General features: G+C 70.2%; 19 protein-coding genes. 6 read left to right on the forward strand and 13 right to left on the reverse strand.

What is annotated here, in order from left to right; genetic code table 11:
- Window positions 1-4 precede the first annotated feature (4 nt).
- Complete coding sequence (locus D2K64_RS05410) at window positions 5-1,000, reverse strand: PilZ domain-containing protein (RefSeq protein ID WP_157985731.1); 996 nt, start codon at window positions 998-1,000, stop codon at window positions 5-7.
- A 284-nt stretch (window positions 1,001-1,284) separates the two neighbouring features.
- Between D2K64_RS05410 and hisB the strand changes: the two genes are divergently transcribed.
- The 6 genes from hisB (at window position 1,285) to D2K64_RS05440 (ending at window position 5,008) form a co-directional block, all read left to right on the forward strand.
- On the forward strand, window positions 1,285-1,890 hold the full coding sequence (gene hisB, locus D2K64_RS05415) for an imidazoleglycerol-phosphate dehydratase HisB (protein ID WP_120007170.1): 606 nt from the start codon (window positions 1,285-1,287) through the stop codon (window positions 1,888-1,890).
- Entirely contained in the window at window positions 1,887-2,333 is a 447-nt protein-coding gene (locus D2K64_RS05420; protein WP_120007171.1) for a DUF2628 domain-containing protein, read from the forward strand. Before hisB ends, D2K64_RS05420 begins: the two co-directional genes overlap by 4 nt.
- A complete protein-coding gene (gene hisH, locus D2K64_RS05425) occupies window positions 2,330-2,983 on the forward strand; it encodes an imidazole glycerol phosphate synthase subunit HisH (protein ID WP_120007172.1) in 654 nt (217 codons plus the stop codon). The genes D2K64_RS05420 and hisH overlap by 4 nt, the downstream gene beginning before the upstream one ends.
- Window positions 2,971-3,555, forward strand: coding sequence for a GNAT family N-acetyltransferase (locus D2K64_RS05430; RefSeq protein ID WP_120007173.1), 585 nt, complete (start codon window positions 2,971-2,973; stop codon window positions 3,553-3,555). Before hisH ends, D2K64_RS05430 begins: the two co-directional genes overlap by 13 nt.
- 25 nt (window positions 3,556-3,580) lie before the next feature.
- Window positions 3,581-4,303, forward strand: a complete 723-nt coding sequence (gene hisA / locus D2K64_RS05435; RefSeq protein WP_120007330.1) for a 1-(5-phosphoribosyl)-5-[(5-phosphoribosylamino)methylideneamino]imidazole-4-carboxamide isomerase — start codon at window positions 3,581-3,583, stop codon at window positions 4,301-4,303.
- A gap of 105 nt (window positions 4,304-4,408) precedes the next feature.
- Window positions 4,409-5,008: a DUF1269 domain-containing protein gene (locus D2K64_RS05440; protein ID WP_120007174.1), complete on the forward strand. Its 600-nt coding sequence runs from the start codon at window positions 4,409-4,411 to the stop codon at window positions 5,006-5,008.
- 66 nt (window positions 5,009-5,074) lie between these two features.
- On the opposite strand, the gene D2K64_RS05445 is transcribed toward D2K64_RS05440, so the two are convergent.
- The 12 genes from D2K64_RS05445 to D2K64_RS05500 form a co-directional block, all read right to left on the reverse strand.
- Window positions 5,075-5,665 (reverse strand): malonic semialdehyde reductase, encoded by a 591-nt coding sequence (locus tag D2K64_RS05445; RefSeq protein WP_120007175.1) that lies wholly within the window; start codon window positions 5,663-5,665, stop codon window positions 5,075-5,077.
- Between the two features lie 182 nt (window positions 5,666-5,847).
- A complete protein-coding gene (gene rpsA / locus D2K64_RS05450) occupies window positions 5,848-7,569 on the reverse strand; it encodes a 30S ribosomal protein S1 (protein ID WP_120007176.1) in 1,722 nt (573 codons plus the stop codon).
- Window positions 7,570-7,869: 300 nt separating this feature from the next.
- The gene (trpA, locus tag D2K64_RS05455) at window positions 7,870-8,754 is read right to left on the reverse strand and encodes a tryptophan synthase subunit alpha (RefSeq protein ID WP_120007177.1); all 885 of its coding nucleotides are present in this window, start codon (window positions 8,752-8,754) and stop codon (window positions 7,870-7,872) included.
- Window positions 8,751-9,995 (reverse strand): tryptophan synthase subunit beta, encoded by a 1,245-nt coding sequence (gene trpB, locus D2K64_RS05460; RefSeq protein WP_202910504.1) that lies wholly within the window; start codon window positions 9,993-9,995, stop codon window positions 8,751-8,753. The genes trpA and trpB overlap by 4 nt, the downstream gene beginning before the upstream one ends.
- 81 nt (window positions 9,996-10,076) lie before the next feature.
- A complete protein-coding gene (locus tag D2K64_RS05465; protein ID WP_120007178.1) occupies window positions 10,077-11,321 on the reverse strand; it encodes a DUF2254 domain-containing protein in 1,245 nt (414 codons plus the stop codon).
- A gap of 82 nt (window positions 11,322-11,403) precedes the next feature.
- On the reverse strand, window positions 11,404-13,557 hold the full coding sequence (locus D2K64_RS05470; protein ID WP_120007179.1) for a CDP-glycerol glycerophosphotransferase family protein: 2,154 nt from the start codon (window positions 13,555-13,557) through the stop codon (window positions 11,404-11,406).
- A 163-nt stretch (window positions 13,558-13,720) separates the two neighbouring features.
- On the reverse strand, window positions 13,721-14,155 hold the full coding sequence (locus tag D2K64_RS05475; protein ID WP_120007180.1) for an adenylyltransferase/cytidyltransferase family protein: 435 nt from the start codon (window positions 14,153-14,155) through the stop codon (window positions 13,721-13,723).
- Window positions 14,156-14,480: 325 nt separating this feature from the next.
- Window positions 14,481-15,791 carry an adenosylhomocysteinase gene (gene ahcY, locus D2K64_RS05480; protein WP_120007181.1) on the reverse strand — a complete coding sequence of 437 codons (1,311 nt, stop codon included), beginning with the start codon at window positions 15,789-15,791 and terminating at the stop codon, window positions 14,481-14,483.
- A 91-nt stretch (window positions 15,792-15,882) separates the two neighbouring features.
- A complete protein-coding gene (locus D2K64_RS05485; RefSeq protein ID WP_157985732.1) occupies window positions 15,883-16,509 on the reverse strand; it encodes a hypothetical protein in 627 nt (208 codons plus the stop codon).
- Between the two features lie 25 nt (window positions 16,510-16,534).
- Complete coding sequence (gene ptsP / locus D2K64_RS05490) at window positions 16,535-18,394, reverse strand: phosphoenolpyruvate--protein phosphotransferase (protein ID WP_120007183.1); 1,860 nt, start codon at window positions 18,392-18,394, stop codon at window positions 16,535-16,537.
- Window positions 18,384-18,758, reverse strand: a complete 375-nt coding sequence (locus D2K64_RS05495; protein ID WP_120007184.1) for an HPr family phosphocarrier protein — start codon at window positions 18,756-18,758, stop codon at window positions 18,384-18,386. Before D2K64_RS05495 ends, ptsP begins: the two co-directional genes overlap by 11 nt.
- A 37-nt stretch (window positions 18,759-18,795) precedes the next feature.
- The gene (locus D2K64_RS05500) at window positions 18,796-19,242 is read right to left on the reverse strand and encodes a PTS sugar transporter subunit IIA (protein WP_120007185.1); all 447 of its coding nucleotides are present in this window, start codon (window positions 19,240-19,242) and stop codon (window positions 18,796-18,798) included.
- Between the last annotated feature and the right edge of the window lie 2 nt (window positions 19,243-19,244).

A 19,244-nucleotide genomic window follows, 5' to 3' on the forward strand; every position in this document is an offset into this window, starting at 1 on the left:
CGTGTCAGCGCCCCGATCCCCGTGCGGTCAGCCGCGCCAGGGCGTTCTCCTGGCGCGGGCTGAGCGCCAGGAAGCGCAGCCGCAGCACGGCGTCCTCATGCTCCACCACCTGCGCCTCGATGCGGCCGAGCCCGTCGACATCCACGGCCAGCGCCTGCCCTGCCCGCATTGTGCCGGCCGCCCAGCGCAGGGCACTGCCGCCGCGCGACATGTTGATCACCGCGGCGCGCTGCGGCGCGGCACCGGGCAGCAGCAGCCGCGCGAACAGCGCCACCTCCGCCCGGTCGGCGCCGCGCCGCGCGGGAACGGAGCGCCGCCGCCACAACAGCCAGCCCACGCCCCCGAACATGGAAGCCGCCAGCCCCCCCAGCCACAGCGGTGCGGCGTCCTCGGCCTCGATGGTCGTCGACGCCGGTGCCCCGAACAGCGGCGGCAGCCGGTCGCCGGCCGTGCTGCGGCGGGGCGGCGTCGCGACGGAGGGCTTGGCCGGTGCCGTGCCGCCGCCCAGCAGAAGCACCCCGATCGCCTGCAAAGCCGCATCGTGGTTGCGCCGGCCCTGGTGCCATTCCCCGGGGGTGAGGGGCAGTGCGGCGGGGTGGGTGGCCAGCCGGTCCATGCGACGACGCAGGCTTCGCCGCGCGGCGAGCGTCGCCTCCACCAGCCGCAGCCGGGCCCGCAGCCCCTGGTCGGCCGGCAGGCCCGCATCGTCCCGCATGGCCAGGAACAAGCCCTCCAGGCTGCTGTCTGCCTCGGCGCGGGCGGCACGCAGCAACTGCCGGTCCGCCTCGGCCAGGGTGGAGCTCCGCTCCAGCAGCCGCAGCGTCACGGCGTCCTCGCGGGCCTGCGCGTCCCGCGCGGCGTGCCACAACAGCCGGGTCCGGGCCGAGGCGGCGAAGGACGAGCCCGCTTTCGCCGGCCGGTGGCGCAGCAATGCGGCCGCCGCGCCGAGGCGCAGCACCCGCAGCAGGCTGCGTCGAACAGGCCGAAGGGCCAGGAACACGGCGGCACGATCCTTGTTCTGCTGCGGCAAGGCGCCGGAGGGCCGGCGGCATCCGCGCAGACTGGCCCGATTGCTTTGCGAAACCATGAAGGCGCCACAAGGCCCGGCGCGCCCGCGATCGGGATTCCGCAACCGTTTCCCGGCGCCGCCTCCCGCAGCATCCCTCCCGGAACCATCCCCGGGGAACGATGTCCCATGAAGGAATTCCCCCGTGGACCCATCCTTGGGCAATCCCCCGGGCAATCCCCTGGGCAACCCCCGCCTCCCGGTCTAGGAAGCCCCGCATGGACAGCAAGCCGCGCACTGCCGACATCGCCCGCAGCACCAGCGAAACCCAGATCCAGGTGTTGCTCCGCCTGGACGGCACCGGGCAGGCGCGCGTCAACACCGGCATCGGCTTTCTCGACCACATGCTGACGGCGCTGGCGCGGCACAGCCTGATCGACCTCGAGGTGGACGCGAAGGGCGACCTGCACATCGACTTCCACCACACCACCGAGGATGTCGGCATCGTGCTGGGCCAGGCGGTGAAGCGGGCGCTCGGCGACAAGCGCGGCATCCGCCGCTACGGCGCCGCCCTGGTGCCGATGGACGAGGCGTTGGTGGAGGCCGTCATCGACATCTCCGGCCGCCCCTTCCTGGCCTGGACCGTGGCGTTCCCGCGCGACAAGGTCGGCGCCATGGACACCGAGCTGTTCGAGGAGTTCTTTCGCGCCTTCGCCATCAATGCGGGCATCACCCTGCATGTGATCCAGAAGGCGGGCAGCAACGCGCACCACATCGCGGAAGGCTGCTTCAAGGCGCTGGCGCGCGCGCTGCGCCAGGCGGTGGAGCCCGATCCGCGAGCGGCCGGGGCGATTCCCTCCACCAAGGGCTCGCTCGACGGATGAGCCGGGCCTGGACGGTGCACCCGCCGGCCAGCCTGCCGGCCTCCTCGGTTCCCGCCGCCGGCACGCCCGCCCGCAGGCCCGCCGCCGCGCCGGCGCGAGACGCCGGGCTGCTGCTGATCCCGGAGCGGTTCTCGCTGCTGGCGGCGCTGCTGCCGCCGCTGTGGTTCCTGCTGCACCGGCTGTGGTGGCCGTTGCTGGCTTATCTGGTCTTCAGCCTGGCGCTGGCCATGCTGGCGCCGCGGGGCAGCGCCCTGCCGCTGGGGCTGGCGGCGCAGCTTCTGGTGGGGCTGCACGCGCAGGATCTGCGGCGCTGGCAGCTCGCCCGGCGCGGCCGGCCGGCCGCCGCGGTGGTGCTGGCCCGGGATGAGGCGGCGGCGATGCTGCGCGCATTGGATGCGCGCCCGGACTGGGCCGCGCTGGAAGCGAAAGGACCTCGGGCATGAAGGTGGCGGTGGTGGATCCCGGCTCGGGCAACCTGGCATCGGTGCTGCGGGCGCTGCACCGTGCGGCGTCCGACGCCGGCCTGCATGCCGCCATCACAGTGGAAACCACGGCCGAGGCGGTGGCGCGCGCCGACCGCATCGTGATGCCGGGCCAGGGCGCTTTCGCCGCCTGCCGCCGCGGCCTGGACGCCATGCCGGGCATGGTGGAGGCGGTGCAGGAGGCGGCGATCCACCGGGCCGTGCCGTTTCTCGGCATCTGCGTCGGCATGCAGCTGATGGTGGAGCGCGGGCTGGAACACGGCGTGACGCCCGGCCTTGGCTGGATCGGCGGCGAGATGGCGCCGATGGACCCGCGCGATGCCACCGGCGACGCCCTGCCGCTGCCGCAGATGGGCTGGAACGCGCTGGATTTCACCCCCGAAGCGCATCCCGTGCTGCACGGCGTCACGCCGGGCGACCACGCCTACTTCGTGCATTCCTTTGCGCTGTCCGGCGGCCGTCCCGGCGAGGTGCTGGCCACCACCGATTACGGCGGGCCGGTGGCCGCCATTATCGGCCGGGACAACCTGTTCGGCACCCAGTTCCATGTCGAGAAAAGCCAGTTCACCGGCCTGCGCATGCTGGCCAATTTCCTGCAATGGTCGCCCTGAGCATGTCGGCGCTGAACCATGAGCTGCTGGTGGAGCGTACCGAGGCGCTCGACGAGGCCGATCTGGCGGATCTGTGCGAAGCCACCGATGCCGCCATCATCGAGGGTGGCGGCTTCGGCTGGGTGGAGCCGCAGGGACGGGAGGCGCTGGCGCGGCATTTCCGCGGCGTGCTGCTGGTGCCTTCGACCGAATTGTTCATCGCCCGGCTCGACGGCGTGCCGGTGGGCTCGGCGCAGCTGATCCGCCCGCCGCGCAACAACGAGGCGCAGGCCTTCGGCGCGCAGCTGACCCATGCCTATATCGCACCCTATGCCCGCGGCCACGGGCTGGCGCGGCTGCTGGTGCGGCGGGTGGAGGAGCGGGCGGCCTCGCTCGGCCACCGGGTGCTGAACCTCGACGTGCGGGAAACGCAGAGCACCGCCATCACCCTGTTCAAAACCATGGGCTACACCCAATGGGGCACGCACCCGGCCTATGCGCGGGTGCGCGGCCGCACCGTGGCGGGCCATTATTATTTCAAGCTGCTGGAGCCGCCGCATGGCCGCGCCCTCGACATGCGGGCCGGCGGCTGAGATCCGCGCGGCCGAAGGAATCCCGATGAGCTTCACCCTTTATCCCGCCATCGACCTCAAGCAGGGTCAGGCCGTGCGCCTCAAGCGCGGCGACATGGCGCAGGCCACCGTCTATGGCGACCCGGCCACCCAGGCGCGGGCCTTTGACGAGGCCGGCTTCGAATGGCTGCATGTGGTGGACCTCGACGGCGCCTTTGCCGGCCGGCCGGCCAATGCCGCGGCGGTGGCCGCCATCCTGTCCGCCACCTCCCGCCCGGTGCAGCTGGGCGGCGGCATCCGCGACATGGCGACGGTGGAGGCCTGGCTGTCGCGCGGCATCGCGCGGGTGATCCTGGGCTCGGCGGCGGTGAAGGACCCGGATTTCGCCCGCGCCGCCTGCCGCGCCTTCCCGGGCCAGGTGGCGGTCGGCATCGATGCGCGGGACGGCATGGTGGCGACGGAGGGTTGGGCGGAAACCAGCGGCGTGTCTGCCCTCGACCTCGCGCTGGGCTTCGAGGATGCGGGCGCCGCGGCCATCATCCACACCGACATCGACCGGGACGGCATGCTGGGCGGCGTCAATGTGGAGGCCACGGCGGCGCTGGCGCGGCGGCTGTCGACGCCGGTGATCGCATCGGGCGGTGTCGCCGGGGTGCAGGACATCACCGCGTTGCGGGCTGCCGGCAGCGTCGCCGGCACCATCATCGGCCGGGCGCTGTATGATGGCCGCCTGACGCCGGCCGAGGCGATCGCCGCCAGCCGCCCCTGAACGGCGGTTCGCCGGCCTGTGTTCCGGAATGGAACCGGCTTCCGGAGGCCGCGTTTACCGGCCGCCCGCTCGCTCCAGGGCGGCCGGAACAAGGGAACAGCCAGGATGTCCGAACTCGTGGTGGTGGGCTTCGATGACCCCGGCCAGGCCGACCAGGTGCTCGCCAAGCTGGGCAAGCTGCGCCAGGAATACCTGATCGACCTGGAAGACGCGGTGATCGCGGTGCGCGATGCCGATGGCGAGGTCCGCCTCAAGCAGAGCATCAACCTCACCGCCGCCGGCGCCGCCTCGGGCGGGTTGTCGGGCGCGCTGTGGGGCTCGCTGGTCGGGCTGCTGTTCCTGAACCCGCTGGCCGGCATGGCGATCGGCGGCGCCATCGGTGCCGGCACCGGCGCGCTGTCCGGCTCCATGGTCGATTACGGCATCAATGACGACTTCATCCGCTCCCTGGCGGACACCATCCCGAACAATTCCTCGGCGCTGTTCGTGCTGATCCGCAAGGTGCAGCCGGAAAAGGTGCTGGCGGAACTGGCCGGCATACAGGGTCGGGTGCTGCGCACCTCGCTGTCGCCGGAGCAGGAGGGCCGGCTGCGCGAGGCGCTGGCCGACCATCAGGCGGTCGCCGCCGCGCCGGCAGGGCCAGGGGCCGGGACCGGAACAGGAGTCGTGGGCGGGCTGGGGGCGATGCCGCGGCCGGGCGCCTGAGCACCCGGCGCAGGGATGCGGCGAGCGGAACGGGCCCGCCGCCGCCCGCGAGGCCACCCGGCAAGGTCAGGCCAGCGTCACGGCCTGGTCGAAGGCCAGGCGCGGCAGCCGGCCGAACAGCCCGCTCTCGTCGCCATAGCCCAGATTCACCAGCATGTTGGTCTTGCAGCCGCCATCCGGGAAGAACGCCTCGTCCACCTTGGCGGCGTTGAACCCGCTCATCGGCCCGGTATCGAGGCCGAGCGACCGCGCCGCCAGGATCAGATAGGCGGCCTGGAGCGAGGAATTGCGAAAGGCGGTGGCCTCGGCGAAGGCGGGGCTGCCGGTGAACCAGGACTTCGCATCGGCATGCGGGAACAGCTCCGGCAGCTTGCTGTAGAACGCCACGTCCCAGGCGACGATGGCGATCACCGGGGCGCTCATGGTCTTCTCCAGATTGCCGGATGACAGTGCCGGGCGCAGCTTCTCCTTGGCCTCGGGCGTGCGGATGAAGACGAAGCGGGCCGGTTCGCAATTGGCGCTGGTGGGGCCCATCTTCACCAGCTCGTACAAATCCCGCAGCGTCTCGTCGGACACCGGGCGATCCTGCCATTTGTAATGCGTGCGGGCGGTGCGGAACAGCTGGTCGAGCGCCTGGGCGCCGAGAGGTTCGGCCATCGGATCTCACTCCTGTGCGTTGCAGCACAGAATGAGCCGCGGCGGCGCGGCTGCCAATCCCGCCCGCCGATGATGGTGATTGCCCGCTTGAATGACGCACCTCCTCGAATGGCGCGCATGAAAACGCCCCGGATGGCGGACCATCCGGGGCGCGTCGTGTTCTCCGACGGGAGCGGCGAGGATTACTCGTCGCTGACCATCTGGTTGCGGCGGCGGATCGCGGCGCCAAGGATGTCGCCCAGCGACGCACCGGAGTCGGCGGTGCCGTACTCCTTCATCGCCTCGCGCTCCTCCTCCACTTCCTTGCCCTTGATGGTCAGGGCCAGGCGGCGGGCGGCACGGTCCACGGCCGTGACCTTCGCATCAACCTTCTCGCCGATGGCGAACTTGTCGGGGCGCTGGTCGTTGCGGTCGCGGGCCAGCTCGGCGCGCCGGATGAAGCCGGTCAGCACCTCGTCGACCTTCACCTCGATGCCGTTCTGCTCGACCTTGGTCACGATGCAGGTGACAACATCGTTCTTGCGAACGCGATCCAGCACCTCGGCGGCGGGGTCGGCGGCCAGCTGCTTGATGCCGAGGGAGATGCGCTCCTTCTCGACGTCAACGTCCAGCACCTTGGCCTTGACGACCTGACCCTTCTGGTACTCGGCCATCGCCTGCTCGCCGGCGACGTCCCAGGACAGGTCGGACATGTGCACCATGCCGTCGATCTCGGGAGCCAGACCCACGAACAGACCGAACTCGGTGATGTTGCGGATCTCGCCCTCGACGATCGAGCCAGGGCCGTGGCTCTCCAGGAACAGCTCCCAGGGATTGCCCTGGGCCTGCTTCAGGCCGAGCGAGATGCGGCGCTTCGGCTCGTCCACGTCCAGGATCATCACGTCGACTTCCTGCGATGTCGCGACGATCTTGCCCGGATGGACGTTCTTCTTGGTCCAGCTCATCTCGGAGACGTGGACCAGACCCTCGACGCCCGGCTCCAGCTCCACGAAGGCGCCGTAATCGGTGATGTTGGTCACGCGGCCGCTGAACTTCGCACCCACCGGGTACTTGATCGCGACGCCTTCCCACGGGTCGGACATCAGCTGCTTCATGCCGAGGCTGATGCGCTGCGTCTCGGAGTTGAAGCGGATCACCTGCACGCGGACCTGCTGACCGATGGTCAGGGCCTCGGAGGGGTGATTGATGCGGCGCCAGGCGATGTCGGTGACGTGCAGCAGGCCGTCCACGCCGCCGAGGTCGACGAACGCACCGTAGTCGGTGATGTTCTTGACCACGCCGTCGAGGATCATGCCTTCCTTCAGGCCCTGGATCAGCTCCGAGCGCTGCTCCGCACGGGTCTCTTCGAGGACGGCGCGGCGCGACACCACGATGTTGCCGCGGGCGCGGTCCATCTTCAGGATCTGGAAGGGCTGCGGCGAGCCCATCAGCGGGCCAACGTCGCGCACCGGGCGGATATCGACCTGGGAGCCAGGCAGGAAGGCCACGGCGCCGCCGAGATCGACGGTGAAGCCACCCTTCACGCGGCCGAAGATGACGCCGTTGACGCGCTGCTGCGCGTTGAACGCCTTCTCCAGGTTGGTCCAGGCTTCCTCGCGGCGGGCCTTCTCGCGCGACAGCACGATGGAGCCGTCACGGTCCTCGTAGCGCTCGACGAACAGCTCGATGACGTCGCCGGGCTTGACTTCGGCCTTCTGGCCCTGCGGCGCGAATTCCTTGAGAGGGACGCGACCCTCAGACTTCAGCCCGACATCCACGACCGCGAAATCGTCGTCGACGCGGATGACCTTGCCGGTAACGACGGAGCCGGCGAAGCCGGTATCGGCGCCAAGCGTGGCGTCGAGCAGGGCGGCGAAGTCTTCCATGCCACCCTGGGTCGTGGAAAGGCTGTTGGCATTTGCCATGAAGTGCGATGTTCCTGATCCGGCCGCGACTCGCCGCCACGGCAGGATTCCTGCGCCCCCATTCGCATGGGCACGGCTTGACCGGGCATCCTGCGCATGGGCGGATGCCGCTCGGTCCTGTTGATGTGGGTGGTGTTTCCGGCCCGCCCGTTTCCGGCCCGGCATCACGGCCGGGGCCATGAAGCGGGGGCGCCCCGGCACCAGTTCGGTTCCAGGGCGAAGCGTTCGCCTAGGCTAATCCCGCGAAGGCGTCAAGCGGAATCACGGCGTGGGCGGAAGCGTGATCCCGGTGCCCCCGCTTCAGGCGGAAACCCGCGCCCCGCGCACCGCATCCGCCAGCCCGCGTACTTGGTCGAGCACCCGGCGCAGCGTCTCCGGGCGGGCCCGGCCGCGCTCGTCGAGCGACTGCGCCAGGGTGTCGATCAGCGCCGAGGCGACCACAGCGCCGTCCGCCACCTGCGCCGCCTCGGCCGCCTGCTGCGGCGAGCGGACGCCGAAGCCGATGGCGATCGGCAGGTCGGTGTGCCGGCGCAGCCGCGGGATGGCCTCGGCCAGCGCATCGCGGGTGGCGCTGCGCGTGCCGGTGATGCCGGCGATGGCGACGTAGTAGATGAAGCCGCTGGTGCCTTCGAGCACCTTGGGCAGCCGCGCCTCGTCGGTGGTCGGCGCCACCAGGCGAATCAGGTCGAGGCCTTGCTCGCGCGCCGGGATCGCCAGCTCGTCGGCTTCCTCCGGCGGCAGGTCCACCACGATCAGCCCGTCCACGCCGGAACACGCCGCCTCGGTGCAGAAGCTGTCGATGCCATAGGACAGGATCGGGTTGAGGTAGCCCATCAGCACTACGGGAGTGTCATCATCCGCGCGCCGGAAGTCGCGCACCATGGCCAGCGCGCCGGCTAGGCTGCCGCCCGCCTTCAGCGCCCGTTGCGCCGCCAACTGGATGGTCGGGCCGTCCGCCATGGGGTCGGAGAACGGCACGCCCAGCTCGATCAGGTCGGCACCCGCCCCGGGCAGGCCGCGCAGCAGCGCCATGGAGGTCGCCGGGTCGGGGTCATAGGCCTCGAGATAGGGCATCAGCGCGCCGCGTCCCTCGGCCTTGAGCTGGGCGAAGCGCGCGGCGATGCGGCCGCGGCGGTCGAAGCAATCGCGGCCGGAACCGGGCGGCCCGGAGTCGGAGGGGCTCACAGCTGCTCTCCCAGGTGCTTGGCCACGGTGAAGATGTCCTTGTCGCCCCGGCCGGACAAGTTGAGGATGATGATCCCGTCGCGATCCATGGTGGGCGCCAGCTTCAGCACCTGCGCCAGGCCGTGCGCCGATTCCAGCGCCGGGATGATGCCTTCCAGGCGCGAGCAGAGCTGAAACGCGTCCAGAGCTTCCCCGTCGGTGGCGCCAACATAGGTGACGCGGCCGATCTCGTGCAGCCAGGAATGCTCCGGCCCGATGCCGGGATAATCCAGCCCGGCCGAGATGGAATGCGCTTCCTGGATCTGCCCGTCGCCGTTCTGCAGCAGGTAGGTGCGGTTGCCGTGCAGCACGCCGGGGCGGCCACGGTTCAGCGAGGCGGCGTGCTCCGGCGTATCCATGCCGCGCCCGGCGGCCTCGACGCCATAGATGGCGACGCCCTCGTCATCGAGGAACGGGTGGAACAGCCCCATGGCGGAGGAGCCGCCGCCGACGGCGCAGACCAGCGCATCCGGCAGCCGGCCTTCGGCGGCCAGGATCTGCTCGCGGGTTTCCTCGCCGATCACGCATTGGAAGTCGCGCACCATCTGCGGGAAGGGGGCCGGGCCGGCCACCGTGCCGATGCAGTAATAGGTGTCCGCGACATTGGCGACCCAGTCGCGCATGGCGTCGTTCATCGCGTCCTTCAGCGTGCCGGCGCCGGAGGTGACCGGCCTCACCTCGGCGCCCAGCAGCTTCATGCGGAACACGTTGGGCGCCTGCCGCTCCACGTCGGTGGCGCCCATGTAGACGATGCATTTCAGGCCGAACAGCGCGCAGGCCGTGGCGGTGGCGACGCCGTGCTGGCCGGCACCCGTCTCGGCGATGATGCGCGGCTTGCCCATGCGCTTGGCCAGCAGGATTTGGCCCAGCACGGCGTTGATCTTGTGCGCGCCGGTGTGGTTCAGCTCCTCGCGCTTGAAGTAGATCTTCGCGCCCTTGTCGGGCTGGCCGGAGGCCGCGCGGCAATGCTCCGTCAGCCGCTCGCACAGCCAGAGCGGGCTGGGGCGGCCGACGTAATCCTTCAGCAGCCGTCGCCATTCCGCCAGGAAGGCGGGGTCGTTGCGCGCGGCGTTGTAGGCCTGTTCCACTTCCTGGATCACCGGCATCAGCGTTTCAGCGACGTAGCGGCCGCCGAACTCGCCGAAGCGGCCGCGCAGGTCCGGGCCTTGGCGGAGGGAATTGGGCAGGGGCTGCTGGTTCACGGTTGCCTCCGTTACTCGGAAGGCAGTGTTAGCGCGGGCCAACGCGCGCGGGTAGGGGCGCCTTCGGGCCGGATCGCCGCGTCAGGGCCAGGCGGCATCCTCGGCGGCCAGGGCCACGCCGCGCAGGATGCGCCGTTCCTCGGCCAAGGTCAGGCCGGCCTCGGCGCGTTGCAGCGCCTCCGCGGAGTGGCGGCGCGTGGCATCGCCGAGGCCCGGCAGCGGCGCCAGCAGGCTCAGCGTCTTCTGCAGCCGGATGCCGACCTCCAGCAGGCCGGCGCCGTCCCGCGCGATGGGGCGGAAGAAGCCGTCCAGCAGGTCATCCGCTGACAAGGCCGGCACATGGACATGCGGGTGCTCGACCGTCGGCTCGGCCGGCGTGGTGGACCATTCCTCCAGCAGCCGGCCGCCGGCGGTGAGCACGCCGATGGCGGTGCCGGGGTCGTTCACCGCGGGCGACAGGGCGCGCGACGCGATCTCCGACAGCACCACCAAGCCGAAGCGCGGGTCCTGGTCGTAGGACCGGCTCTGTTCAAGGGAAAAGGCGCCGCGCAGCCGTTCGTCCACCTCCTCGCCGGGATCGGTGGCGAGGCAGCAGAGCGGACGCCGCGGATGCGCGTAGCTGCCGGGCAGCATGACGAGGTGGACCTTTTGCCCGGCTTCCTCGGCGAGCGCTTCGAGCCGCCCGAGATCGACGTGCTGCAGGTAACCCTGTTCGGCGGGAAACACCGGATGGGCGGAAGGCGGCAGCGGCACGGCGGGGCAGCCGCCGAGATGCGGCTGCTTCGCCAACTGCTGCAGCGCGACCCGCGCCGCCTGCTCGATGCGCGCCGTGGTTTCGCCGACGCGGCCGAGTCGTGACAGGTGCTCCATCCAGCGCACCAGCGTCACCACGATCCAGCCGATCACCAGCACGGTGACGACGAACAGGATCACCCGGCCGCTTTCGCCATAGATGCCGGTGCTGAGGGCGATGATGCCCGACACCGCGAACAGGAAGCTGCCCAGAAAGGTGGAGATGGCGTTCTGCGCCGAGCGGTCCTCGATCAGCAGGCGGGTGGCGCGCGGGGTGGTGTTGTTGGTGGCCGCGGAAAAGGCCGACACCATGGTGGTGAGCGAGAAGGTCGTCACCGCCAGCATCGACGAGGCCAGGATGCCCAGGATGTTGTCCACCGCCTCGGCACCGATCGAGGCGGTGATCCGGTAGGGGATGAAGGGCTCGGCCACCGCGGCGAACAGGGCGGTCGCGACCGCCAGAAGCGTGAACAGGGCTGCCCGGAACCACAGCCGGCGGGTCAGCCGGGTCCACAACCACCGCCAGCGGCTCATCCCTCGCGCTCCTCGTTCCTGCCGGCAGCAAAGCGCCAGCGTCGCGGACGGTTGCGACCCGGATGGCGGCGGCGGCCGCTCGCTAGCCCGCCGTTTCGGCCATCTCCAGAACCCGGAGGCGGTTCGTGAAGGAGCGCACGTGCGGCGTCTCGGTGCAATCCTCCATGCCCGGCCGCGGCCGCCGGCACCACACCACGAACACGGCGTTGGCCAGCACCGGCTGGTGGTCCGCCGGCAGGGCGCGCAGGAAATCGAGCGGCATCTGCTCAAGGCGGCCCTTGTGCAGCACGACCCAGGCATATTCGACGCCCGCCGCCGGCTGCTCTGCCTGATGAAGCCGGAGTGCCAGCACCTGGCGGAAGGGAGCCGGCGCTAGCACCAACTCCTCCGCCGCGGCATGCCCGGCCAGGAACTCGGCGACCTCGGCCCAGGCACGGTCCTGGTACGGAAAGGACAGGGCGGGGGGCGTGCTGGTGCGCAGGAAATGCTGCAGGGAAGCGAGGTGCAGCGGGCCATCCCGGTCGCCAGCGGCGAAACCGGGATGCAGGCGCCACACCACGAACACGGCATTCGCGAAGATCGGCGCGGCCCGGCGTGCCAGCTCCGGCAGGAAATCGGGCGGCAGCCGCGAAAGCTCGCCCTTGTGCAGCACCACCAGATCGGGCCATTCGCCAGGCTCCGGCGCGTCGCTGACCTGGCGGCAATGGGCCAGCCACGGATGGAACGGCGCCGGCGCGACAACGCGATCCGCCGCGGCGGCGCGGTCCTGCAGCAGCGTCGCGACGTCCTGCCAGGCCGGGTTCAGCGGCGCCGGAGCCGGGATGCTCCGCGCCGCCGCGAGGGCCGGCCCCCCGGTCCTGGGCAGGCCGATCAGGTGCAGCCTGAAGGCCTTGAGCCGCAGCCGGCCCGCAACGCCCGCCGGTTGCGTCAGGCGGAACTCCAGATCAACGCCGGCCAGCGCCTCCGGCACTTCGAACAGCAGCGAAGCGTGCAGCCGCCGGGTGAATTCCAGCTGAGCAAGGATGGTGTGCCCGCCCTGCGCATCCACCTGTAAACAGAAGGGGCCTTCCCCATCGGCGTCCGCATCGATTTCAAGGGCGAAGCGGCCGGTGCCGAGCTTCTGATAGGGACCGTAGAACGCCCATCGCCCAGTGCCCGTGAGCGGAACGGTGACCGCCTCCCGCTCCACCGTCGCCACGCCGGCGGTGCGGAACTGCGTCATCCCGTTCGCGAGATAATCCTGCAGGATGGTGCTCTCGCCACGACGCACCGCGAAGCGGCGATGCTGCGCCAGCACGAATGCCTCGATCGCGTCGATGGTGCGGCGGGCGGCCTGGCCATCCCGCGGGCCGAAGGCCATCTCGGCCCAGAAGGCGCGCCGGGACGCATGCGCGGCGGGATGGCTCAGCGCGAAGGCAACGGTGTTCGCGAGGTTCGCAAGGGTGCAGACGGGGCCGTAATCGACGCGGACCGGCTGTTCCAGCATACGGGCCAGCAGGAAGTCCGGCTCGGCAGGATTGTCGAGCAGCACCATCGGCATGTCGATCGCACAAAGCTCGAAGCCGATGCCGGAGGTGTCGGTCACGGCGCAGTCGAGGCCCAGGAAATGGTCCAGCCGCGACAGGGTGGGTGAGGCGCGGAAGCGGAGTTCCGCGACCTCCGCCGCGTCGGTTTCCAGCGAATGGGTGAGCATCACCACGTTGAAGCGCTGCTCGAGGATGGCCTCGGCCTCGCGCAACCGGTGGCCGCGTTGCGCGTGGTGCAGGCTTCCGTCATGGCGAAAGGTCGGGCAGTAGCCGACGATCGGGCGGGCGTCGAAACCATAGGTGGCGCGCATCTGGCGCTGGATCTCGGCCTTGCGCGCGGCGCCGCGCTGCAGCAGGTCGATCTTGGGCGATCCCAGGCTGCGCACCACGGTGGTCCGGCTGCGCCACTCCGGCGACATGTGCTGCTGGTCGTCGATGATGCCCTTGCCACTGTAGGGCAGCAGCAGCAGGTCCACGTCCAGCGTCAGCGCGCCCCGCTTGGCGAGGCCGAGGCCGTGGGTGAGGAACACCCGTGGGCGCGGCGCGGCGCGCAGCGCGACGTCCTGCAGGCTGACATAAGCATCGGCATCATAGCGGTGGACGCAGCGCAGCCCCGTGGTCACGGTGTGCCGGCGGCCGCGCGCCTCGGCGATCAGCGCCTCGAACAGCGAATTGTATTGCGGTTCGTCCAGGACGAAGTGGAAGTGCATCAGGCCGGTTCCGCAGGGTCAGGTCAGCCGGGTAGCCCGGTGCAAACCCGCCGTCGCCCTGCGGCCCGGGGGCCGGGGCCGGAGGGCGGGATCAGCGCGACGCGGCGGCGATGCCGGTACCGGCGCAGGGAGGCGGGATGGCGGCATCGGCACGCGCGTGGCCTCAGGAAACCGCCTGCACCACCGGAGCCAGGGCGGGACGCGCCAAGCCGTGCTTGATGGAGGTGGTGGAAATGCCCTCGGTGCGCGGCAGGTACACCACCTCGCAGATGTCCTTGTACTGGTCGAACCGGCCCGCCCAGTCATCGCCCATCACCAGCACATCGGCCCGGTAGTGGCGGATGTACTCGCCCTTCAGCTCCAGGCTTTCCTCGGCGAACACCTCATCGACGTGCTGCAGGCTGGCGACGATGGACATCCGCTCGTCCTGCGGAAACACCGGGCGGAGGCCCTTCTTGGAATAGTTCAGCGCATCGGTGGAAACACCCACCACGAGCCGGCTGCCGAGGGCGCGGGCGCGCTGCAGGATGCGCAGGTGGCCGATGTGAAAAAGATCGTATGTTCCGAAGGTGATCACGCACCGCGCTCGACCACTCATGCCTGCATCCTGTTCCGCGATGACGCTTTATGCCGCCTCGGCATTCTCATAACATTATGGAGAGCGCTACCGAAAGGCAATTTCGTCCGGTTGTCTATTCCTCCGAGTTGTAGCTCACGCGGCTGACCACCCGATTAAGTTGAGGCCGGCGAAGGGGAAATGCCGCGATTCGGCGCCGCCCGTGGTGCCGGCGGAGATGCGGGCCCGGAATGCAAAACGGCCCGCCGGATTGTTCCGGCGGGCACGGGAGGGCAACGGGCCACAGCGGAGGCCGTCGCCGGCGGAACCGCTGGCGGCAGGCGGGGCCGGAGCCGCCGCCGCAGGATCAGTAGCGGTATTCTTCGTGCTTGAACGGACCGTTCACCGGCACGCCGATATATTCGGCCTGTTGCTGCGACAGCCTGGTGAGCTGCGCGCCGACCTTAGCCAAGTGCAGCGACGCCACCTTCTCGTCGAGCTTCTTGGGCAGGGTGTAGACCTTGCACTCGTAGTTCTTGTGGTTGGTCCACAGCTCGATCTGCGCCAGCGTCTGGTTGGAGAAGCTGGCCGACATCACGAAGCTCGGGTGGCCGGTGGCATTGCCGAGGTTCACCAGGCGGCCTTCCGACAGCACGATCAGCCGCTTGCCGTCGGGGAAGATCACCTCGTCCACCTGCGGCTTGACGTTGTCCCACTGGAAGTTGCGCAGCGCGCCGATCTGGATCTCGGAGTCGAAGTGGCCGATGTTGCAGACGATGGCGCGGTGCTTCATCGCGCGCATGTGGTCCAGCGTGATGACGTCCACGTTGCCGGTGGCGGTGACGAAGATGTCGCCCTTGGGCGCGGCATCCTCCATGGTCACGACCTCATAGCCTTCCATCGCGGCCTGCAGGGCGCAGATCGGGTCGGCTTCGGTCACCATCACGCGGCAGCCGGCGTTGCGTAGCGACGCCGCCGAACCCTTGCCCACGTCGCCATAGCCGGCGACCACCGCGACCTTGCCGGCCATCATCACGTCGGTGCCGCGGCGGATCGCGTCCACCAGCGACTCGCGGCACCCATACAGGTTGTCGAATTTCGACTTCGTCACGCTGTCGTTCACGTTGATGGCCGGCACCTTCAGCGTGCCCTTCTTGGCCATCTCCCACAGGCGGTGGACGCCGGTGGTGGTTTCCTCCGACAGGCCGCGCACATTCGTCAGCAGCTCGGGGTACTTGTCGTGCATCAGCACGGTCAGGTCGCCGCCGTCATCGAGAATCATGTTGATGTCCCAGCCATTCGGCCCGCGGACGGTCTGCTCGATGCACCACCAGAACTCCTCCTCGTTCATGCCCTTCCAGGCGAAGACGGGGATGCCGGCGGCGGCGATGGCGGCCGCGGCGTGGTCCTGGGTGGAGAAGATGTTGCAGGACGACCAGCGCACCTCGGCGCCGAGCGCGGTCAGCGTCTCGATCAGCACGGCGGTCTGGATGGTCATGTGCAGGCAGCCGGCGATGCGGGCGCCCTTCAGCGGCTGGGACGGACCGTATTCCTCGCGGATCGCCATCAGGCCGGGCATCTCGTCCTCGGCCATGGAGATCTCCTTGCGGCCCCATTCGGCCAGCGAGATGTCCTTCACCTTGAAGTCGTTGAAGCCGGTCGCGTTCGTGTCGGGCATGGGTGTTCTCCAGACGATGACGCGCCGGGTAGCACGGGCCGAGGCCTGAGGACCAGCCCTGTTCGAAAGACATAAGAATGTCTTTATGTGGTCATCCGAAGGTCAGCAGATGCTGCAGAAAGGCCGGCAGGAGACGCAGCGGATCCGGCCCCGGGCGGGGCCGCAGCACCCAGAGCGACGCGGCCTTCGCCTCCACGTCGTAGAACTCCAGCACGGCGCCGTAGCCGCGCAGCCGGTGCTCCACCATGTCGTGCATCATCAGGCGCGGCGGCGCCGCCGGGCAGGCGAGCAGCGCGGACAAGGCGCAGGCGACGCGGAACCGGCCATCCACGAACAACAGATCCGGCGTCTCGTCGCGCTCCGCCCAGGCCTTCCACTGCGTCGCCACATAGTTCGGCCACAGCTTCATGCTGTCGGTGCCCACGGGTCCGCCCCAGGCGCCGGTCGGGCCGATCTGGCCGTGCAGGATGTTGAGCCGGCCTTCCCGGATCGCCGGGCGCAGCTCGGCATGGCTGCGCAGGGCGCTCACCCAGTTGCGGTCCGAATCCACCGCCACCACCGCGTCGAAGCCCTGGCGCACCGCTTCCAGGGTGGAGCCGCCGGTGCCGAACTCGGCGTAGCGGCGGTGGCCCTCCGCCAGCACCTGGCGGAACAGCGCCAACTCCGCTTCCGACATGTGCGGGGCGCCGATCACCGGCGGGGAAAGGGCTTCGGGCATTTTGCCTCCGGGTTCGGACATCCACTCAGTGGCGATCGGCGCCACCCTCGCCGAAGCCCATCACCAGTTCCTGGATCCGCTTCGGGTCGCCCTGCTCCATGACGCGGCGGGCGAAGCGGGCGCAATCATCGATCTTCAGCGTCCGCACCACCTGCTTCACCCGCGGAATGGCGCTGGCGTTCATCGACAGGGTGCGGATGCCGAGGCCGAGCAGCAGCGGCACCAGGCGCGGATTGCCCGCCATCTCGCCGCACACCGAGACCGGCATGCGCAGGCGCAGCGCCGCCTCGGTAGCGAACTGCACCAGCCGCAGCACGGCGGGATGCAGCGGGTCATAGAGATGCGCCACCTCGGTTTCCGCACGGTCCACCGCCAGGGTGTACATAGCGAGGTCATTGGTGCCGATGGCGAAGAAATCCGCCTCCAGGGCGATGGCGTCCGCCGCCAGCGCCGCGCCCGGCGTCTCGATCATGGCGCCGAGCAGCGGCAGCTTGTCCGGCAGCGGCACGCCCCGGCGGCGCAGCCGGCGCACCACGCGGTCATAGATCTCGCGCGCCTGCCGCACCTCCTCCGGCACCGTGACCATGGGCAGCAGCACCCGGATCGGGCTGGCGGTGGCGCCGGCGACGCGCAGGATGGCGGCGAACTGCGCTTCCAGCAGATCCGGCTTCTTCAGCAGCATGCGGATGCCGCGCAGGCCGAGCGCCGGGTTGGGGCCGGCATGGAACGGCTCGATGCCGTCCGCCAGCGCCTGCATGTCCTTCTCGCCGCCCCAGTCCAGCACCCGGATGGTGACGCCGTCGCCCGCCATGGCCTCCACCACCTGGGTGTAGGCGGCGACTTGGGCTTCCTCGTCCGGCAGGTCCTCGCGGTTCATGAACAGGAACTCGGTGCGCAGCAGCCCAATCCCCTGGGCGCCGGCCTGCGCGATCAGCGGCAGCTCGGCCGGGATTTCCAGATTGGCCTGCAGCTCCACCTCTTCCGCGTCCACGGTGATGGCAGGCAGGCGGCGCAGCTTGGCCAGGCGGGATTTCTCCCGCGCATAGCCGGCCAGGGCGTCGCGCCCGGCCTCCAGCGCCGCGGCGCCCGGGCGCAGCACCACGGTGCCGGCGCCGCCATCCAGCACCGCCTCGTCGCCGCGCCGCGCCGCCTCGGTCAGGCCGGTGCAGCCGAGCACGGAGGGGATGCCCAGCGCCCGCAGCATGATGGCCGTGTGGCCGTCCGAGCCGCCTTCCTCGGTAGCGACGCCGGCGATGCGGGTGGGGTCGAGCAGCGCGGCATCGGCCGGGGTCAGCTCCTCCGCCACCAGGATGGAGCCGGCCGGCACTTCCTTCAGGGAACGGAACGGGGTCGCGGTCAGGTTGCGGGTCAGGCGGCGGCCGATCTCGCGCACCTCGCCGGCGCGGCGCCGCAGCCCGGCCTTGTCATCGTCCTTGGCCGCCAGGATGGCGCCGGCGATGGCTTCCGCCTCGTCATTCACCGCCGTTTCGGCCGACAGCAGCTCCTCGGCGATGCGGCGGCGGGCGCCGCGGATCAGCCGGCTGCCGCTCAGCATCATGGCATAGGCGTCGAGCAGCGGCTCCAGCTCCTCCTGCGCTTCCTCAGGCAGCACGCCCAGGCGGGCCTTGAGCTTGGAGATCTGCTTGCGACTGGCCGCCACGGCGGCGTCGAGTCGCTGCCGCTCCCCCTCCACCTGCGCCTCGGTGACGACGCGGCGGGGTGCCAGGGCGGGCGGCTCGCTGGTGTCGAACACCGCCCCGATGGCGACGCCGGGACTGATGGCGATGCCGGAGAAGCGCGCCTCGCGCGATTTGCGCGGAAGGCGCCGGGCAGGCTCGTGGAGGGAGGTGGCGGGCGGGGTCTTCTCGCGCTTCTCAGTCTTCATGGAAACCGGCCTCGATCAGGCCGGCCACCGCATCCAGTGCTTCCCTGGCGTCCCACCCTTCGGCTTCCACCACGACTTCGCTCCCCTTGCCCGCGCCCAGCATCATCAGCCCCATGATGGAGCATGCCGGCACCTTCTGGCCATCGCGCCCGACGGTCACGCAGGCAGAAAAACGCTCCGTCAGCGAGACCAGCTTGGCGGCGGCGCGGGCGTGCAGGCCGCGGCTGTTGATGACCGGCACCACGCGGCGCAGCAGCAGGGGGTTGCTGGCCTCCTGCCCGGCCGCCGGCGGAAGCGCGGGCTGGCCGCCCAGGGTGTCGGACGGAGCCAGAACGGGCACCGGGCGCCGGAACGGGCTGTTCATGTCGGGATTTCCTTCGGTGACGCCACGGCGCCGTGGTTCAGGCCGGCTTGACGCAGGCCATGGCATTCGCCGCGGCACAGCGGGCCGGGGTGGCGCAGGCGATGTATTTGCGCCCCGCCATCATGGCGTGCTCCACCGCCGGGCCCAAAGTCTCGGCGCTGCGGATCCGCGCCAGCTTCACCAGCAGCGGCAGGTTGAGGCCGGCGATCACTTCCACCGGGCAGCCGGGATGGCCATCCCCCTGCGCCACCGCCGTGGCCAGATTGGACGGGGTGCCGCCGAACATGTCGGTCAGGATCACCACGCCATCGCCCTGATCCACGGCGGCGACGCGCCCGAGGATGTCGCGCTTGCGCGCCTCCATGTCGTCATCGGGACCGATGCAGACCGTCTCGACCTGCGGCTGCGGGCCGACCACGTGTTCCATCGCCAAACGGAATTCCTCGGCGAGGTGGCCATGACTGACCAGAACCATGCCGATCATGA

The sequence above is a fragment of the Teichococcus vastitatis genome, from assembly GCF_003604215.1.
Taxonomy (GTDB): Bacteria; Pseudomonadota; Alphaproteobacteria; order Acetobacterales; family Acetobacteraceae; genus Pseudoroseomonas; species Pseudoroseomonas vastitatis.

Coding starts and splice junctions, on each gene's coding strand:
- D2K64_RS05445 (WP_120007175.1), bottom strand. CDS start 5,665: ATGGCCGAACCTCTCGGCGCCCAGGCGCTCGACCAGCTGTTCCGCACC.
- rpsA (WP_120007176.1), bottom strand. CDS start 7,569: ATGGCAAATGCCAACAGCCTTTCCACGACCCAGGGTGGCATGGAAGAC.
- hisB (WP_120007170.1), top strand. CDS start 1,285: ATGGACAGCAAGCCGCGCACTGCCGACATCGCCCGCAGCACCAGCGAA.
- D2K64_RS05485 (WP_157985732.1), bottom strand. CDS start 16,509: ATGCCCGAAGCCCTTTCCCCGCCGGTGATCGGCGCCCCGCACATGTCG.
- hisH (WP_120007172.1), top strand. CDS start 2,330: ATGAAGGTGGCGGTGGTGGATCCCGGCTCGGGCAACCTGGCATCGGTG.
- D2K64_RS05465 (WP_120007178.1), bottom strand. CDS start 11,321: ATGAGCCGCTGGCGGTGGTTGTGGACCCGGCTGACCCGCCGGCTGTGG.
- ptsP (WP_120007183.1), bottom strand. CDS start 18,394: ATGAAGACTGAGAAGCGCGAGAAGACCCCGCCCGCCACCTCCCTCCAC.
- hisA (WP_120007330.1), top strand. CDS start 3,581: ATGAGCTTCACCCTTTATCCCGCCATCGACCTCAAGCAGGGTCAGGCC.
- D2K64_RS05430 (WP_120007173.1), top strand. CDS start 2,971: ATGGTCGCCCTGAGCATGTCGGCGCTGAACCATGAGCTGCTGGTGGAG.
- D2K64_RS05495 (WP_120007184.1), bottom strand. CDS start 18,758: ATGAACAGCCCGTTCCGGCGCCCGGTGCCCGTTCTGGCTCCGTCCGAC.
- D2K64_RS05470 (WP_120007179.1), bottom strand. CDS start 13,557: ATGCACTTCCACTTCGTCCTGGACGAACCGCAATACAATTCGCTGTTC.
- D2K64_RS05475 (WP_120007180.1), bottom strand. CDS start 14,155: ATGAGTGGTCGAGCGCGGTGCGTGATCACCTTCGGAACATACGATCTT.
- ahcY (WP_120007181.1), bottom strand. CDS start 15,791: ATGCCCGACACGAACGCGACCGGCTTCAACGACTTCAAGGTGAAGGAC.
- D2K64_RS05420 (WP_120007171.1), top strand. CDS start 1,887: ATGAGCCGGGCCTGGACGGTGCACCCGCCGGCCAGCCTGCCGGCCTCC.
- D2K64_RS05440 (WP_120007174.1), top strand. CDS start 4,409: ATGTCCGAACTCGTGGTGGTGGGCTTCGATGACCCCGGCCAGGCCGAC.
- D2K64_RS05500 (WP_120007185.1), bottom strand. CDS start 19,242: ATGATCGGCATGGTTCTGGTCAGTCATGGCCACCTCGCCGAGGAATTC.